Here is a 15,837-nt window from a genome sequence, read left to right as displayed (position 1 = left end):
CTCTCCTCAGACCGTGGCGGCCGGCGCCGCGGCGGCATGCGCGCCGCCGAGGAACAGGCGTTCGATGTTCGGATCGGCCAGCAGTTCGGAGGCCGGCTTGTGCAGCACCAGCCGGCCCGATTCGAGCGCGATGGCCTCGTCGGCCATCTTCAGCGCGCTCTTCACGTTCTGCTCGACCATCAGCACCGTGGTGCCCTGGTCGGCAAGCTTGCGCAACAGCCTGAACACGTCCTGCACCACCATCGGCGACAGGCCGATCGAGGGTTCGTCGATCAAGAGCACCTTGGGCCGCAGCAGCAGCGCACGGCCGACCTCGAGCTGCTTCTGCTCGCCACCGGAGAGCGAAGAAGCCGCGCTGTTCATGCGCTCCTTCACGCGCGGGAAGAGCTCGAGCACTTCGGGAATGCGCTCGTGCGTGGTCTTCATGCCCAGCGTGATGCCGCCGAGCTCGAGGTTCTCATAGGCCGTCAACTGGCCGAACAGATTGCGCCCCTGCGGCACGAAGGCAATGCCGTGCTTCACCAGCAGGTCTTTGGGACTGGCGCCGGTGATGTCTTCGCCATCGAGCAGGACCCGCCCGTTGCGCACCTTGAGCAGGCCGAACAGCGTCTTGAGCACGGTCGACTTGCCCGCGCCGTTGGGCCCGAGCAGCAGCGTGATCTTGCCGCGCCTGGCCTTGAAGGACAGGTTGTTGAGGATCATGAAATCCTTGTAGCCCGCCAGCACGTTGTCGAATTCGATGCAGGTGTCGGTGGTGGTCATGATCAATTCCCGAGATAGGCGTCGAGCACCTGCTTGTTGGCGCGGATCTCGGCCGGCGTGCCGATCGCCATGACCTTGCCCTCGACCATCACCATGATGCGGTGGCACAGGTCCATCACGAAGTCCATGTTGTGCTCGATCACGACGAAGCTGCCGCGGCGCGTGCGATTCAGGTCCTTCAGCAGGGTCGAGAGTCCGCCGACCAGGCTGGGATTGACGCCTGCGCACGGCTCGTCGAGCAGCACCAGGTCGGGCTCGCTCATGAAGGCCATGCCGATGTCCACCAGCTTCTGCTGGCCGTAGGAGAGCGTGCCGGCCTTCTTGTTCGCGACGTGGCGGATGCGGAACTGGTCGATCAGCGCGTCGGCCTTCGGCCCCAGGCCCGAGTCGCCGGGCGCGAACATGCGGCTGAACATGCTGCCCTGGTGTTCCTGCGCCGCGACGATCAGGTTCTCGCGCACCGTCATCTTGCCGAACACCTGCAGCGTCTGGAAGGTGCGGCCGACGCCGCGCCGGTTGAGCTCGAGCGGACCCAGCTTTGTGACGTCCTCGCCCTTGAGTTCGATGCGGCCGGCATCGGGTGCGATCTGGCCCAGCATGCTGTTGAACAGCGTGGTCTTGCCCGAGCCGTTGGGACCGATCACGCCGAAGATCTCGCCGGGGCGCACCTCGAAGCTCACGCCGCCGACGGCCTGGATGGCGCCGTAGGCCTTGCTGAGATCGGTCACGCGAAGAACCGGCACCACTTGCTGCTCCGGCACGATAGCTTCCGCAAGCACGGCGTTCATGTGGCAGCTCCCATGCTCGCGGCAGCAGCGGAGCGCGCGGCCGAGGCCTCGCGCGCTTCGCGGCGTGCCCGGATCCGATCGGGGATCGAGAGCAGGCCGTCCGGCAGCCAGACCATCAGCACCACCACGGCGGCGCCGAACAGCGGCAGGTACCAGTCGGCCACGCCCGGCACGTCGCGCAGCCACTCGGGCACGATCACGCCGACGGCCGCGCCCAGCACCGGCCCCCAGAAGTAGCCGGGGCCGCCGACCACCACCATCAGGTACATCATGATCGAGGCCGCCACGGTGAAGGGCGCCGGCTCGATGAACTGCACCAGCGAGGCGAACAGCGCGCCGGCGATGCCCGCATAGGCGGCGCCGATGGCAAAGCTCAGCAAGGTGTAGCTGCGCACGCTGATCCCCAGGCTCTCGGCGCGGATCGGGTTGTCGCGCAGCGCGGTGAAGGCCTTGCCCCAGGGCGAGCGCAGGAGGCCCCACAGCAGGAGCGCGAGCAGCACGGCGACGGCGAGCACGAAGTAGTAGTAGGCCAGGTTGCCCTCCAGCGACAGCCCGGCCAGCTCGGGCCGCGGGATGTTGTTGATGCCGAAGGTGCCGCCGGTCAGCCACTCCTCGTTGCGCATCAAGAGCCAGATCGCGGTGTTGAAGCCCAGCGTGGCGAAGGCGAGGTAGATCGCCTGCACGCGCAGCGCCGGAAAGCCCAGCACCAGGCCGACCGCGAAGCACAGCAGCGCCGCCGCAGGCAGGCCCAGCCAGAAGCTGATGCCGGCCTTCATGAGGATCGCCACCGTGTAGGCGCCGATGCCGAAGAAGGCCGCATGGCCCAGCGACTTCTGGCCCGCATAGCCCACCGTCAGGTTGAGCCCCATGGTGGCGATGATGAACACCAGCCAGTAGCTCAGCAGGTAGATGCCGTAGTTCTTGAGGAAGTTGGGCGCGATCAGCAGCGCGGCCGCAGCCACGGCGATCAGCGCGAGGTGCATCTTCTTCATACCTTGCGCTCCTCTTTCTTGCCCAGCAGGCCTTGCGGCTTGAACAGGATCACGACCATGAAGATGACCAGCGCCACCGCGTCCTTGTAGGCCGGCGAGATGTAGGCCGAGGCCAGGTTCTCCGCCACGCCGACGATCAGGCCGCCGAGCAGCGCGCCGCGCGAGTTGTTGAAGCCGCCGATGATGGCCGCGAAGAAGGCCTTGGTGCCCAGGCCCTCGCCCATGTCGAACTTGGCGAGGTAGGTGGGTGTGACCAAGAGCGCCGCCGCCACCGCCAGCGCCGCATTGATGGCGAAGGTGTAGAAGATCATGCGCGGCACGTTGATGCCCAGCACGCTCGCGCTCTCGGTGTTCTGCGCCACGGCCTGCATCGCGCGGCCGGTCACGGTCTTCGAGATGAAGGCCTGCGTGGCCAGCACGATCGCCACCGCCAGCCCGAAGGTGCCGAGGTCGGCCATCGTGACGGTGACCCCCGCCACGTTGAAGAGCTTGTCGGCGAAGAGGCTGGGGAACGGATGGGCCTCGGCGCTGTAGCCGGCGCGCACGCCGTTGCGCAGCGCGATCGACAGGCCGATGGTGGCCACCACGATCGGCATCATCCCGAACTTGAACAGCGGATCGACCAGGCCGCGCTTGAAGAGCCAGCCCAGCACGAACACCGCCACCACGATCGTCAGCACGAAACTCAGCGAGAGTGGTGCGCCGAAGGACATGAAGGCGAGCATCGCGAAGGCCGGCAGCATCACGAACTCGCCCTGCGCGAAGTTGATGGTGCCGCTGGCCTGCCACAGCAACGTGAAGCCCAGCGCAGCCAGCGCATAGATGCTGCCGGTGGCCAGCCCGCTCAAGAAGAGCTGGATGAAGTCCGTCATGGTGGGGCTACTTGGCGGCTGCGCCCAGGGCCGGCAGCGTGGCGATCACTTCCTGCTTGCCGTTCTTCACCTCCACCATGAAGCTTTCGCGGTCGAGGTCGCCGTTGGCGTCGACGCTGACGTCCATCAGCACGCCGGGCTGCTGCGCAGTGCTTACCTTTAGGCCGTGCAGCGCGGCGGCCACGGCCTTGCGGTCGAGCTTGCCGGCCTTCTCGATCCCAGCCTTCAACAGGTAGATGCCCGAGTAGCCCTTCATGCCGTTGTGGTCCGAGACGTACTTGTACTCCTTCTCGAACTTGGCGCGGAAGGCGCGGATGGCCGGGTTCGGCGCGTCGACCGTGAGCCCCACGTGCGCGATCGCGCCGTTGGCGGCCTCGCCCGCGAGGTCGATCACCTTCTGACCGGTGAGCGTGGTCTCGCCGATGATCGGCTTGGTCCAGCCCTGCTTGCGCAGCTCGCGCAGCAGGCGCGCCGACTCTTCCTCGTTGCTGTAGGCGAAGAGCGCATCGGCATTGCTCTGCTTGGCGCGCAGCACCGCGGCGGAAAAGTCGATCTGGCCCGGCTCGGTCGAGATCTCGGCCGCGATCTTCACCGGCGTGGCGGCCAGCGCCTTCTTCATCGAATCGAGGCCGCCCTTGCCGAAGTCGTTGTTCACGTAGATCATGGCCAGCGTCTTCGCCTTCAGTTGCTGGTCGATGTAGCGCGCGACCTTCGGCATCGCGGTGGTCTGCGTGAAGCTGGTGCGGAAGATGTACTTGTTGCCCTGCTGCGTGATGCTGGCCGCCTCGCCGCCGGTGAAATTGGGAATCTCGGCGCGGCGGCTCTCGGCCATGCTGACCATGATCGAGCCCGAGAACACGGGGCCGAAGATGGCGAAGACCTCGTTGTCCACCGCCTTCTGCGTCAGGCCCTTGGCGACGCCGGGATTGCTCTGCGTGTCGCTGGTGCTCGACTCGATCTTCTTGCCGAGGATGCCGCCCGAGGCGTTGATCTCCTTCACCGCCAGCTCGACGCCGTTCTTGAAGTTGGTGCCGGCGGTCGCACCGCCGCCCGAGAGCTCCACGATGTTGACGATCTTGATCGTGTTCTGCGCGAAGGCGCCTGAAGCGCCCGCGGCCACGGCACAGGCGGCGATGAGTTGGATCGCGAATCGACGCGACTGAACGATGGTCATGCTTGTCTCCTTGGGGTTGAATTGCTGGTACTCACGTGGCTCTCGCTAATCCAGCGCGCGCTCTTCATGGCGCGCTGGCCGACCACCATGGGGTCGGAATTCACATAGTCGTCGTTGAACACCTCGAAGGTGTAGTGGCCGCGGTAGCCCTTGTCCTCGAGCAGCTGCACCAGGTCGCGCACGTCGTGCAGGCCTTCGCCCGGAAACAGGCGCTGGTGGCGCGCGAGCTCGATCATGTCGGCCTGGCGGTCGCTGTACTCGAAGAAGTAGTCGGCCAGCTGCACCAGGAAGATCTTCTCGACCGGCACCTGGGCCAGCTGCGCGAGCGTCTCGGGCGTGTCGTCGCCGTGCACCGACATGTGGAAGGAATCGAGATTGAGGCCCACGTTCTGGCGGTTGCAGCGCTTCACGATGTCCCAGGCCTGGTGCCAGCGGTTGACGTGGCGGCCCCAGGACAGGGCCTCGTAGCAGATGCGGATGCCGAGCGGCGTGGCCAGCGTCGCGAGCGTGCGCAAGTCTTCGGCCGCGCGCTCCGGATCGTCGATGGCCAGCGGCGAGGTGGTGGAGCACACCAGCAGCAGGTCGGCGCCGACCAGCGCCATCTGGCGCAGCTGTTCGCGCGCCATCTCGAGCCGGTGCGGCCGCATGGCGTCGGGCGCGCATTCGAAATCGCGCAGCGGCTGGAAGTCGGTGACCTTGAGGCCGCTGGCCTTCACCAGTTCGGCCGCTTTCTCGACGCCGGCGGGGTGCGCGATCAGGTCGCGCGCCCACAGCTCAACGCCGGAAAAACCCGCGGCTTTCATGCATTCGAGCTTGTGCCCGAGGTCGCCGCCCATGGTGACGGTGTTGAAGCCGAAACGGTCGAGGGAGATGGCCATGATGCTTTGCGCGCGCCCTTTCAGGCCACGCTGTCGGAGTGGTAGCGCAGCGGGGCGTCGATCTCGGCCGCCATTGCGGCTGGGTAGATCAGCTCGCGCAGGAAACGCGCGTCGTCGCGCACACCATGCGCCGCGGCCGTCTGGCCGAAGAAGTCGAGGTAGTACGGCATCTGCTGGATCAGCATCTCGAAGCCGGCCTGCGCGTTGAGCCCGCGCGCGCGGGCGGCGCGCACCAGCGGCGTGGGCTGGTTGCGCAGCAGGATGTCGAACAGCGCCGCGTGGGCGTCCATGCGCTCCACGTCCACCGGCAAGGTGTCGCCCTCCTTCAGGCCCATCGGCGTGGCGTTGATGACCAGGTCGTAGCCTTCGGGATCGCTGCTGTCGACCGCGACCGTGGTCGCGTCGAAGAAGGCATCGAGCTTGGCCGCGACCCCTGCTGCCTTGCCGGCCGAGGTGTCGTGGAAGGCGATGTGCTCGGCGCCGTGGACCGTGCCGCCCTCGGCCAGCGCGACGCCGATGGCCGCGGCGCTGACGCCGGCACCGAGGATCAGCACGCGCTTGCCGCGGAACGGGATGTTGTAGTGGTCCAGCGCGCCCAGGAGACCCTCGCCGTCGAAGAGATCGCCCTCGAGCTCGCCGTTGGCGATGCGCCGCACCACGTTGACGGAGCCGGCGACGCGGCCGAACAGGCCGGCGCCGTCGAGCAGGTCCACCACCAGCGGCTTGTGCGGCGGCGCGATCACCATGCCGCGCACGTTCCTGGCGAGGAAGGCGGCCTTGACGAAGACGGCGAAGTCGCGCGTCGCCACCTGCACCGGCGCCATCACCGCGTCGATGCCGAAGCGCTCGAAGACGCTGTTGAACATGCGCGGCAGGCGCACGTTGGTCACCGGATCGCCGGGGAGCAGGTAAAGGTCGGTGCTGCCTGCAATGGAGGGGAACATGATGGCGTCTCGCTCGGAGTTGTTCGGCTATCGCGCAATTTGGCAGGAATGGTCGCTAATGTAGGGTTCCCACTTGCACGATCCAAGTCGGTGGCGCGAGAATAGCGCGTTGATCGTTCTATAGTGATCGATCATCGAACGATTCCAGGGTTTGTCCTCAATGAACCTCGACACTCGCCCCGCCCCACCCGAACTCGACAAGCGCGACTGGATCGCCGGCCTGGAGCGCGGCGTGTCCATCATCGAGGCCTTCGACGACGCCCACCCGCGCATGACGGCGAGCGAAGCCGGCCAGCGCACCGGCATGACGCGCACCGCCGCGCGCCGCTACCTGCTTACGCTGCAGCACATGGGCTACGTAGCGGGCGACGGCAAGCTGTTCTGGCTGACGCCGCGGGTGCTGCGCCTGGGCCAGTCCTACCTCGAATCGGCACGCCTGCCGCGCATCGTGCAGCCCTTTCTGCAGCGGGTGGCCGCCGGCACGCACGAGATCGCGTATCTGAGCGTGATGGACGGCGACGAGGTGGTCTACATCGCGCGCAACGGCCCCAACCGCAGCATGAGCACCGGCTACGTACTGGGCGCGCGGGTGCCGGCGCAGGTCACGGCCTCGGGCATGCTGATGCTGGCGATGCGCGGCGACGAGGAACTCGGCCACTGGCTGGCCACGCACGAGCTCACCGTCTTCACCTCGCACACCATCGCGAGCAAGGAGCGCATGAAGCTCGAACTCGCGCGCATCCGCGCGCAGGGGTGGGCGCTCTCAGAGCAGCAGCTGGACCTCAATTCGCGCGGCATCGCCGTGCCGCTGCGCGACCGGCACGGCGACCTGGTGGGCGCGCTCAACATCACGATGCCCATGGGCCATGAAAGCAGCGAGGACGCGGTCGCCCGCGTCCTCCCGGTATTGCGCGAAACGGCGCAGGCGATGCGCAACCTGATCTGATCGCGCTGCCAACTACCGTTCGGGCTGAGCCTGGCCTGCCCTGAGCTCGACGAAGGGTCGAAGCCACGCGCAGCCCTTCGACAAGCTCAGGGCGAACGGGGTTTCCTTCAGACCGCGACCTTCGCCATCCTCGCGTCGGCCAGCGTCTGTTCGCGCAGGCGCTCGTATTCCGGCTTCGGCACGGGCGCCGCGTCGGGATTGCCGAGGTCGTTCATGTGGATGCGATAGGTCTCGCGGGCGCTCAGCGCGGCGAGTGCCGAGATGACCGTGATGCCGAAGGCCAGCGAGCCCACGATCAGCGGGATGTTGGCCGCGCCGGGAGGCGCCACCGTGGCGAACAGCGCCGGCAGCATGGCGGTGGCGGCGGTGCCGATGTTCTGCGAGATCGCCATCGCCGAGACGCGGGTGCGGGTCGGAAACAGCTCGGGGTAGAAGCTCGGGAACACCGCGTTGTAGCCCTGGTAGACCACGCCCCACATCAAAAGCGACATGCAGATCGCGAGCGGCACGTTCTTGATGCTGATCGCGTAGAGGTAGCCGAAGGCCAGGAGGCCCGAGGCCAGCGCGCCGAAGACGATGGGCGGCTTGCGGCCGATGCGGTCCGAGAGGTTGCCGACGTATGGAATGACCAGCACCGCGAGGATGTTGCCGAGCACGGGAATCCACAGGTAGATGTCCTTCGCGAAGCCGATGCCGTAGGCGGACTGCACCGCGTAGGCCGCGCCGAAGATGGTGGCGACCACGGGGATCACATTCATCAGCGCCATCAGCACGACGCGCAGCATGTCCCTCCAGCTGTACTTGAAGGCGTCGACGATCGGCGAGCGCGGGCGCTGCTGCTTGCTGCCTTCCTCGGCGAAGGCGGGCGTCTCGTCGACCTCGCGGCGGATGATGTAGCCGGCGACGATGACGATGAAGCTCAAGAGGAAGGGAATGCGCCAGCCCCAGCTGTTGAAGGCATCCTCCGGCATGTAGTGCGCGAGCGGCAGGAACACCGCCGCGGCCAGGATCTGGCCGGCCTGCACGCCCTGCAGCGTGAAGCTGGCGAAGAAGCCGCGGCGCCCGAAGGGCGCGTGCTCCAGGATCATCGAGCTGGCGCCCGAGATTTCCCCGGCCACCGCGAAGCCCTGGACCAGGCGGCAGATCACGAGCAGCACCGGCGCCAGCAGGCCGACCTGGTCGTAGGTGGGCAAGAGGCCGACGGCGATGGTCGAGAAGCCCATCAGGAACATGCACAGGATCAGCACCTGCTTGCGGCCGTGGGTGTCGCCCCAGTGGCCCAGGAAGAAGGCGCCGATCGGCCGCGCCACGTAGCCGACGCCATAGGTCGCGAGCGAGGCGACGATGGCGATATTCGGATCGCCCTTGGGAAAGAAGATCTGCGGAAAGATCAGCGCTGCTGCGGTGGCGTAAATGAAGAAGTCGTAGTACTCGAGGGCCGAGCCGATCCAGCCGCTGGCGGCGGCCTTCTTCGACTGGTGCCGGCCTTGCGGCTCGTGCTCCTGGGGTTTGCTCATGTGTGTCTCCGTTGGGAAGGGGCGAGGCGACTGTAGGTGCGCCCCCGGAGCGCCGGCAATGTCGCGGACAGGGGGTTCGATCGATCATCGATCAATCTCGTGCGACTTTCGCGCGGAATCGGGGTTTGTCCCCGGGTTCACGGGACAGGATGCCCTGACCGATACGGTCTTGCTTTCGCACCCCTTCACGACGTGCGCAACGGGCCCCAACACATACTTTCTTGCATTTTTCCGGGTTAACCCTGGATGGCTCGCCGGCGCTTGCTTCTACTATTTATTCAACTTGAATTAATTAATTGCGCCTCGGCATCGGGGCCAGGAGACAGCCAGTGACGACAGCCGGTCCCGGTCGGGGCACCAACTCGGTCAACCTGCGCCTCTACAACGAGCGCAGCCTGCTGCAGCGGCTGCGCCGGGCCGGCGAGGCGTCGAAGGCGGATCTGGCACGTTGGGCCCAGCTCACGAACACGGCGGTCGGCAGCATCGTGCAGTCGCTCGAGGAATCGCGGCTGATCGAACCCGCGGGCCGCCGGCAGGAAGGCCAGCGCGGCCAGCCCGCCGGGCTCTACCGCGTCAATCCCGAAGGCGCCTACGGCATCGGCGTGCGGCTGGACCGCACCAGCATCGAGACGGTGATGATCGACCTCGGCGGCAAGATCCTGGCCCGTGCGGCGCACGACCTGCTGCTGCCCCACCCCGACCGTGCGCTGGCGCTGGTGCACAAGGACGTGAGCCGCATGATGGCCACGCTCGACGCGGCGCAGCACCGCCGGCTCATGGGCGTCGGCCTGGCCCAGCCCTACAACCTCGGCAGCTGGCTGCGCGAACTCGACCTGAAGGCGGACTTCCGCATCTGGGACGAGGTCGACTTCGGCGCGATGCTCGCGCGCGCCGTGGACCAGCCCGTCTTCAAGGAAAACGACGGCAACGCGGCCGCGATCGCGGAGCTGTTCTTCGGCATCGGCCGCGAGGAGAACGACTTCCTCTACATCTTCATCGGCGCGGCACTCGGCGCAGGTGCGGTGATCGGCGGCGAAAGCCTGCGCGGCCCCACCGGCAACGCGGCCGACCTCGGCCTGATGCCGGTGCCGCCCAGCCGCCTGGCCTCGGCCCCGGTGTCGGACCGGCGCTGGGACATCCTGCTCTCGCGCGCCTCGCTCAACGCGCTGGCGCGCCACCTGCGCCACCACGGCATCGCGGTGCGCGGCCATGCCGAGCTCGAGGCCTGCGTCAAGTCCGGCCGGCCCGAGGTGCGCGAATGGCTCGACGACTGCGTCGATGCGCTGGTGCCTTCGACGCGCGCATCGCTGGCCGTGCTGGACCTGCCGGTGGTGGTGATCGACTGCGACATCGACAGCGGCCTGATCGACGAGCTCATGAAGCGCCTCGACGAAGGCCTGCGCGCGATCGCGCCCGAGGCGCGCCAGACCCCGCGGATCCTGCGCGGCAGCTTCCGCGCCGACGCCGGCGCGATCGGCGCGGCCAGCCTGCCGATGTTCTTCAACTTCTCGCCGCGCGCGGACGTGCTGCGCGGACGTTCACGCCCCCGCCACCCGGAGACAGCGAATGCATGAAGCACCCCCCGCGCTGCTGGAGCTGCGCAAGATTTCCAAGACCTTCCCCGGCGTCAAGGCGCTGCAGGACGTGCGGCTGCGCGCCAGCGCCGGCCACGTGCATGCGCTGATGGGCGAGAACGGCGCCGGCAAGTCGACGCTGATGAAGGTGCTGTCGGGCGCCTACATGCCCGACCCCGGCGCCGAGATCCTGATCGACGGCAAGCAGGTCCACATCGACGGCCCGCTCGCGGCCAAGCACCTCGGCGTGTCGGTGATCTACCAGGAACTGAGCCTCGCGGCCAACCTCAGCGTGGCCGAGAATATCTACATGGGTCGGGCGCTGCGACGCGGCGGCCTGGTCGACCGCGCCGGCATGGCCAGCGCTTGCGAGGCGACGCTGCAGCGCCTGGGCGCCGACTTCGGCCCGGCGACCCGCGTCGCGACGCTCTCGATCGCGCAGCGGCAGCTGGTCGAGATCGCGCGCGCGGTGCACTTCGACTGCCGCATCCTGGTGATGGACGAACCGACCACACCGCTATCGACCCACGAGACCGACCGCCTGTTCGCGCTGATCAAGCGCCTGCGCGACGAAGGCCTGGCGATCCTCTACATCAGCCACCGCATGGACGAGATCGACGAGCTCGCCGACGAGGTCACCGTGCTGCGCGACGGCGCCTACGTCGGCACGCTGACCCGCGCCGAGCTCTCGCGCGACAAGCTGGTGAAGATGATGGTGGGCCGCGATCTCTCGGGCTTCTACCGCAAGGAACACCACGGCCAGCACACCGGCGACAAGGCGCTCACGGTGCGCGGCCTCAGCGACGGCCGGCGCGTGCACGACTGCAGCTTCGAGCTGCATGCGGGAGAAGTGCTCGGCCTGGCCGGCCTGGTCGGCGCCGGCCGCACCGAGCTGGCACGCCTGATCTTCGGCGCCGATCCGAGCACCGGCGGCGAAGTCTCCCTCAACGGCAGCGGCGCGCTGCTGAAGATCGCCAGGCCCATCGACGCGATCCGCTCCGGCATCCTCTACCTGACCGAGGACCGCAAGGGCCAGGGCCTGTTTCTCGACCAATCGGTGCGCGACAACATCAACGTGATGGTGTGCCCGCGCGACGCGAACGCCGGCGGCGTGATGGACGGCAAGCGCGCCGCCCAGCGCGCGCGCGACGCGATCGCGCAGCTGTCGATCCGCGTGCCCTCGGCGCGGGTCAACGTCGGCTCGCTGTCCGGCGGCAACCAACAGAAGGTGCTGCTCGCCCGATTGCTCGAACTCGCGCCGAAGGTGCTGATCCTCGACGAGCCGACGCGCGGCGTCGACATCGGCGCCAAGAGCGAGATCTACCGCCTGATCGACGAGCTGGCGCGGCGCGGCGTCGCGGTGCTCGTCATCTCGAGCGAACTGGCCGAGGTGGTGGGTATCTGCGACCGCGTGATCGTGATGCGCGAAGGCCATCTCGTCGGCGAGGTGGGCGGCGCGAGCGGCCTGCCCATCACCCAGGAAAACATCGTCGCGCTCGCCACCGGCGCGGCCGCCACCCACGCGCCCGTGCTGCACTGAGACAGACGGCGCAACAGGAGACATCCCCATGAGCAAGCAGACCTCCCCCGCCTTCCCGGCGCCGGCCAACCCCGCCCTGCCCCGCGCGCTTAGCGGCGCTTCCGGCCGCGAAATCATGCGTGCGCTCGGCATGCTGCCGGTGCTGGTGCTTCTGTGCATCGGCTTCAGCTTCGCGAGCGACAACTTCTTCAGCCTGCAGAACCTGTCGATCATGACGCAGCAGGCCTCGATCAATATCGTGCTGGCCGCCGGCATGACCTTCGTGATCCTCACCGGCGGCATCGATCTGTCGGTGGGCTCGATCCTCGCGGCCTCCGCAGTGGTGGCAATGCTGGTGTCGAACGTGCCGGAGTTCGGCATGCTCGGCATTGCCGCCGGCCTGGCCTGCGGGCTGCTGTTCGGCCTGATCAACGGGGTGCTGATCGCCTTCGTCAAACTGCCGCCCTTCATCGTGACGCTGGGCTCGCTGACCGCGGTGCGCGGCATCGCGCGGCTGCTCGGCAACGACACCACCGTGTTCAACCCGCAGCTGCCCTTCGCCTTCATCGGCAACGGCGAGGTGCTGGGCGTGCCCTGGCTGGTGATCATCGCCTTCGCAGTGGTGGCGCTGTCGTGGTTCATCCTGCGCCGCACCGTGCTGGGCCTGAACATCTACTCGGTCGGCGGCAATCCCGAAGCCGCGCGCCTGGCGGGCATCAAGGTCTGGGCGGTGCTGCTGTTCGTCTACTGCACCTCGGGGCTGCTCTCGGGCCTGGGCGGGGTCATGGCCTCGGCACGGCTCTATGCGGCCAATGGCCTGCAGCTCGGCGCCTCGTACGAACTCGACGCCATCGCGGCGGTGATCCTCGGCGGCACCAGCTTCGTCGGCGGCACCGGCTCGATCCTCGGCACGCTGATCGGCGCGCTGATCATCGCGGTGCTGACCAACGGCCTGATCCTGATGGGTGTCTCGGACATCTGGCAGTACATCGTCAAGGGCCTGGTGATCATCGGCGCCGTCGCATTGGACCGCTACCGCCGCAAGGACTCGGCTCGTACCTGAACCCCTTTCATTTCCCCAACCACGACCAGGAGACTATTCCATGCGCAAGTCATTGTTCGCACTCGCCGTGATCGCCGCGGCCCTCGCTGCCCCGGCGGCGCAGGCCCAGAACAAGCAGATCAAGAGCGTCGGCATCACGCTCGGCTCGCTCGGCAACCCCTTCTTCGTCTCGCTCGCCAAGGGCGCCGAAGCCAAGGTCAAGCAGTACAGCCCGAATGCCAAGGTCAATGCACTGTCGGCCGACTACGACCTCAACAAGCAGTTCTCGCAGATCGACGGCTTCATCGCCTCGGGCGCGGACATGATCCTCGTCAACGCGGTCGACGCCAAGGCCATCGAGCCCGCGCTGCAGAAGGCGAAGAAGGCCGGCATCGTCGTGGTGGGCGTCGACGTGGCGGCCAACGGCGCCGATGCGACCGTGCAGACCAACAACGTGCAGGCCGGCGAGCTCGCCTGCCAGTACATCGTCGAGAAGCTCGGCGGCAAGGGCAATGTGATCATCCAGAACGGCCCGCAGGTATCGGCCGTGATCGACCGCGTCAACGGCTGCAAGACGGTGCTGAAGAAGAGCCCCGACATCAAGATCCTGTCGGACGACCAGGACGCCAAGGGCTCGCGCGAAGGCGGCCTCAACGTGATGCAGAACCACCTGACGCGCTTCCCGAAGATCGACGCCGTGTTCGCGATCAACGATCCGCAGGCCATCGGCACCGATCTCGCGGCCAGGCAGCTCAACCGCAAGAACATCGTCATCACCTCGGTCGACGGCGCGCCCGACATCGAGACGGCGCTCAAGAGCGACACGCAGGTACAGGCCTCGGCCAGCCAGGACCCGTACATGATTGCGCAGAAGGCGGTCGAGATCGGGCAGGACATCATGAACGGCAAGAAGCCCGCCAATCCGATGACACTGCTGCCCTCGACCTTGATCACGCGCACGAACGTCAAGGACTACAAGGGCTGGCAGGCGCCGAGATAAAGCTCTCCCCCAGGCTCCCCCACTTCGTGTGGTCCGCCAACCCCCTTCCGGGGGCAACACCAGCGGCCCGGCAAAGCCGGTTCCGCGGTGTTTCACGAATGTTTGTCGCTATCTAACCTGGCACTTTCTGGAGGATGAGATGTTTGTCGTCTGCGGCGAAGCCCTGATGGATGTCTACACGGGCGAATGGACGGCCACCGGCATGACGCTCGATGCGCGCATCGGCGGCTCGCCGCTCAACGTGGCGCAGGGGCTGGCCCGGCTAGAACGGCCGGTGGCCTTCCTGGCGGGACTGTCGACCGATGCCTGCGGCGAGCGCCTGCTGGCCTCGCTGCGCGCCGAAGGCGTCGACACCTCGCTGGTGCTGCGCAGCGACGCACCGAGCACGCTCAGTGTGATCAGCGTCGACGCTGTAGGCGTGCCGCGCTACGCCTTCCACGGCACGGGCGCGGCGGACCGGCAGATCACGCACGACACGCTGCCGGCGCTGCCTACAGCGGCGCGCGTGCTGCAGTTCGGCTCCTACGCGCTCGCGGTGGAGCCGGTCGGAAGCGCGCTGCGCGCCCTGGCGGCGCGCGAGCGCGAACGGCGCCTGATCGCCTACGACCCCAACGTGCGCCTCAACGTCGAGCCCGACCTCGCGCACTGGCGCGCGGTGGTCGAGCAGATGGTGTCGATCGCGCACTTGGTCAAGGTCAGCGACGAAGACCTGGGCCTGCTCTATCCGGCCGAAAAGCCGGAGCACGTGGCGGCACGCTGGCTCGAGCGGGGCGTGAACCTGGTCGCGGTGACTCGCGGCCGCCATGGGGCGAGCGCGTGGACCGGGGCGGCGCAGGCCGACGTGCCGGCGCCGGAGACCGAGGTGGTGGACACGGTGGGCGCGGGCGATACCTTCCAGGCGGCCCTCCTGACCTGGCTGGACGAGCACGATGCACTCACACCCGAGGCGCTGTCGGCGCTCGGCCATGCATCGCTCGTCGATCTGCTGCGCTTTGCCGCCCGGGCCGCCGCGATCACCTGTTCGCGGCGCGGCGCCGACATGCCGCGGCGCGACAAGCTGAACTGAGGCCTTCAGAGGGAAGCGAATCCCTCGATGAACGGCTCGATGGCGAGGATGGGGAACTTGGTTGCCCCTGACAGCACCAGGAGATCGCGGTCGCCCGTCACCAGCGTCGCCTTGCCCGTGACCGCGAGTTGCAGGAAGGGCACGTCGAAGGGGTCACGGCACGCTGGTACGACGGGCGGCGGATCGGGCAGCGTCACGACCTGCGCAAAGGGAAGATAGTCGGCCAACAGCTCCTCGCGCTCCTGTGGTGAAAGCCTGAACTTCGGATAGCCCAGCACGCGCACCAGTTCGCCTGCGGTCGCCGTGCTGACCAGCGGCGTGCACGCGCCCTGCTGCCACAGCTCGCGCAGCCGCCGTGTCGCCGGTCCGCCGAACAGCAAGGCCGAAAGAACCACATTGGTGTCGAACACCACCCGCCGGGCGGCCACGCGCTCAGGCCTTGCGCCCGGTCTTGGTGGGAGCGCTGCCAGCCGAGCGCGCACGCTTGACGCGATAGGCAGGCGGCGGCTCGGCAGCCATCAGCGCAGCCGGTTCGGCCCCCTGCCGTGCCCAATCGACGGCATTGCGAACATCCGCATCGGTCAGACCCAGCGCCGCGAGCTTGGCGCGCACCGCATCGCCGCGCTGGATGCGCACCGGCGTCAGCACGATCTGGCCGTCGTGCACCGCGACGTCGAAGTACTCCGTGGCGCCGACCTGGTCCGTCACGCTGCGCGGCAGCGTGAGCTGGTTCTTGGAGGTCATCTTGGCAAGCATGGAATAT

General features: G+C 67.6%; 16 protein-coding genes. 6 read left to right on the top strand and 10 right to left on the bottom strand.

The annotated features are described in order from the left end of the window. Positions 1–6: 6 nt before the first annotated feature. Genes ACSQ86_RS10945 through ACSQ86_RS10915 form a run of 7 tightly spaced genes read right to left on the bottom strand, consistent with a single transcriptional unit; the run spans position 7 to position 6,410 of the window. Positions 7–762 carry an ABC transporter ATP-binding protein gene (locus ACSQ86_RS10945; protein ID WP_214695574.1) on the bottom strand — a complete coding sequence of 252 codons (756 nt, stop codon included), beginning with the start codon at positions 760–762 and terminating at the stop codon, positions 7–9. A 2-nt stretch (positions 763–764) separates the two neighbouring features. Continuing rightward, positions 765–1,550: an ABC transporter ATP-binding protein gene (locus ACSQ86_RS10940; protein ID WP_436303638.1), complete on the bottom strand. Its 786-nt coding sequence runs from the start codon at positions 1,548–1,550 to the stop codon at positions 765–767. Then, a complete protein-coding gene (locus ACSQ86_RS10935; RefSeq protein ID WP_436303637.1) occupies positions 1,547–2,542 on the bottom strand; it encodes a branched-chain amino acid ABC transporter permease in 996 nt (331 codons plus the stop codon). The genes ACSQ86_RS10940 and ACSQ86_RS10935 overlap by 4 nt, the downstream gene beginning before the upstream one ends. Further along, positions 2,539–3,414: a branched-chain amino acid ABC transporter permease gene (locus tag ACSQ86_RS10930; RefSeq protein WP_214695567.1), complete on the bottom strand. Its 876-nt coding sequence runs from the start codon at positions 3,412–3,414 to the stop codon at positions 2,539–2,541. The genes ACSQ86_RS10935 and ACSQ86_RS10930 overlap by 4 nt, the downstream gene beginning before the upstream one ends. Before the next feature lie 7 nt (positions 3,415–3,421). Continuing rightward, on the bottom strand, positions 3,422–4,588 hold the full coding sequence (locus tag ACSQ86_RS10925; RefSeq protein ID WP_093109405.1) for an ABC transporter substrate-binding protein: 1,167 nt from the start codon (positions 4,586–4,588) through the stop codon (positions 3,422–3,424). Continuing rightward, on the bottom strand, positions 4,585–5,466 hold the full coding sequence (locus ACSQ86_RS10920) for a sugar phosphate isomerase/epimerase family protein (RefSeq protein WP_093109406.1): 882 nt from the start codon (positions 5,464–5,466) through the stop codon (positions 4,585–4,587). The genes ACSQ86_RS10925 and ACSQ86_RS10920 overlap by 4 nt, the downstream gene beginning before the upstream one ends. Before the next feature lie 20 nt (positions 5,467–5,486). Beyond that, positions 5,487–6,410, bottom strand: coding sequence for a shikimate dehydrogenase family protein (locus ACSQ86_RS10915; RefSeq protein WP_436303636.1), 924 nt, complete (start codon positions 6,408–6,410; stop codon positions 5,487–5,489). A gap of 160 nt (positions 6,411–6,570) precedes the next feature. Here ACSQ86_RS10915 and ACSQ86_RS10910 point away from each other — a divergent pair, with 160 nt between their 5' ends. Then, on the top strand, positions 6,571–7,356 hold the full coding sequence (locus ACSQ86_RS10910) for an IclR family transcriptional regulator domain-containing protein (RefSeq protein WP_093109408.1): 786 nt from the start codon (positions 6,571–6,573) through the stop codon (positions 7,354–7,356). 107 nt (positions 7,357–7,463) lie between these two features. On the opposite strand, the gene ACSQ86_RS10905 is transcribed toward ACSQ86_RS10910, so the two are convergent. Continuing rightward, a complete protein-coding gene (locus ACSQ86_RS10905) occupies positions 7,464–8,873 on the bottom strand; it encodes an MFS transporter (RefSeq protein ID WP_436308845.1) in 1,410 nt (469 codons plus the stop codon). Between the two features lie 329 nt (positions 8,874–9,202). On the opposite strand from ACSQ86_RS10905, the gene ACSQ86_RS10900 reads away from it, so the two are divergent. The 5 genes from ACSQ86_RS10900 to ACSQ86_RS10880 all read left to right on the top strand — a co-directional run bounded on the left by ACSQ86_RS10900 (position 9,203) and on the right by ACSQ86_RS10880 (position 15,074). Then, positions 9,203–10,447: an ROK family protein gene (locus tag ACSQ86_RS10900; protein WP_093109410.1), complete on the top strand. Its 1,245-nt coding sequence runs from the start codon at positions 9,203–9,205 to the stop codon at positions 10,445–10,447. Beyond that, entirely contained in the window at positions 10,440–11,987 is a 1,548-nt protein-coding gene (locus ACSQ86_RS10895) for a sugar ABC transporter ATP-binding protein (protein ID WP_436295198.1), read from the top strand. The genes ACSQ86_RS10900 and ACSQ86_RS10895 overlap by 8 nt, the downstream gene beginning before the upstream one ends. 28 nt (positions 11,988–12,015) lie before the next feature. Further along, the gene (locus tag ACSQ86_RS10890; protein WP_436295199.1) at positions 12,016–13,029 is read left to right on the top strand and encodes an ABC transporter permease subunit; all 1,014 of its coding nucleotides are present in this window, start codon (positions 12,016–12,018) and stop codon (positions 13,027–13,029) included. A gap of 40 nt (positions 13,030–13,069) precedes the next feature. Next, complete coding sequence (locus ACSQ86_RS10885; RefSeq protein WP_436303634.1) at positions 13,070–14,008, top strand: ABC transporter substrate-binding protein; 939 nt, start codon at positions 13,070–13,072, stop codon at positions 14,006–14,008. A gap of 139 nt (positions 14,009–14,147) precedes the next feature. Continuing rightward, positions 14,148–15,074 carry a carbohydrate kinase family protein gene (locus ACSQ86_RS10880; protein WP_436303633.1) on the top strand — a complete coding sequence of 309 codons (927 nt, stop codon included), beginning with the start codon at positions 14,148–14,150 and terminating at the stop codon, positions 15,072–15,074. A gap of 5 nt (positions 15,075–15,079) precedes the next feature. Here ACSQ86_RS10880 and ACSQ86_RS10875 read toward each other — a convergent pair whose 3' ends face one another. Beyond that, positions 15,080–15,502, bottom strand: coding sequence for a putative toxin-antitoxin system toxin component, PIN family (locus ACSQ86_RS10875; protein ID WP_436303632.1), 423 nt, complete (start codon positions 15,500–15,502; stop codon positions 15,080–15,082). 4 nt (positions 15,503–15,506) lie between these two features. Continuing rightward, positions 15,507–15,830, bottom strand: coding sequence for an AbrB/MazE/SpoVT family DNA-binding domain-containing protein (locus ACSQ86_RS10870; RefSeq protein WP_436303631.1), 324 nt, complete (start codon positions 15,828–15,830; stop codon positions 15,507–15,509). Positions 15,831–15,837 lie beyond the last annotated feature (7 nt).

It is taken from the genome of Variovorax sp. LjRoot130, assembly GCF_964253755.1.
Lineage (GTDB): Bacteria > Pseudomonadota > Gammaproteobacteria > Burkholderiales > Burkholderiaceae_C > Variovorax.
This window is presented reverse-complemented; position numbering and strand designations above follow the sequence as displayed.

Coding starts and splice junctions, on each gene's coding strand:
- ACSQ86_RS10945 (WP_214695574.1), bottom strand. CDS start 762: ATGACCACCACCGACACCTGCATCGAATTCGACAACGTGCTGGCGGGC.
- ACSQ86_RS10940 (WP_436303638.1), bottom strand. CDS start 1,550: ATGAACGCCGTGCTTGCGGAAGCTATCGTGCCGGAGCAGCAAGTGGTG.
- ACSQ86_RS10935 (WP_436303637.1), bottom strand. CDS start 2,542: ATGAAGAAGATGCACCTCGCGCTGATCGCCGTGGCTGCGGCCGCGCTG.
- ACSQ86_RS10930 (WP_214695567.1), bottom strand. CDS start 3,414: ATGACGGACTTCATCCAGCTCTTCTTGAGCGGGCTGGCCACCGGCAGC.
- ACSQ86_RS10925 (WP_093109405.1), bottom strand. CDS start 4,588: ATGACCATCGTTCAGTCGCGTCGATTCGCGATCCAACTCATCGCCGCC.
- ACSQ86_RS10920 (WP_093109406.1), bottom strand. CDS start 5,466: ATGGCCATCTCCCTCGACCGTTTCGGCTTCAACACCGTCACCATGGGC.
- ACSQ86_RS10915 (WP_436303636.1), bottom strand. CDS start 6,410: ATGTTCCCCTCCATTGCAGGCAGCACCGACCTTTACCTGCTCCCCGGC.
- ACSQ86_RS10910 (WP_093109408.1), top strand. CDS start 6,571: ATGAACCTCGACACTCGCCCCGCCCCACCCGAACTCGACAAGCGCGAC.
- ACSQ86_RS10905 (WP_436308845.1), bottom strand. CDS start 8,873: ATGAGCAAACCCCAGGAGCACGAGCCGCAAGGCCGGCACCAGTCGAAG.
- ACSQ86_RS10895 (WP_436295198.1), top strand. CDS start 10,440: ATGCATGAAGCACCCCCCGCGCTGCTGGAGCTGCGCAAGATTTCCAAG.
- ACSQ86_RS10890 (WP_436295199.1), top strand. CDS start 12,016: ATGAGCAAGCAGACCTCCCCCGCCTTCCCGGCGCCGGCCAACCCCGCC.
- ACSQ86_RS10885 (WP_436303634.1), top strand. CDS start 13,070: ATGCGCAAGTCATTGTTCGCACTCGCCGTGATCGCCGCGGCCCTCGCT.
- ACSQ86_RS10880 (WP_436303633.1), top strand. CDS start 14,148: ATGTTTGTCGTCTGCGGCGAAGCCCTGATGGATGTCTACACGGGCGAA.
- ACSQ86_RS10870 (WP_436303631.1), bottom strand. CDS start 15,830: ATGCTTGCCAAGATGACCTCCAAGAACCAGCTCACGCTGCCGCGCAGC.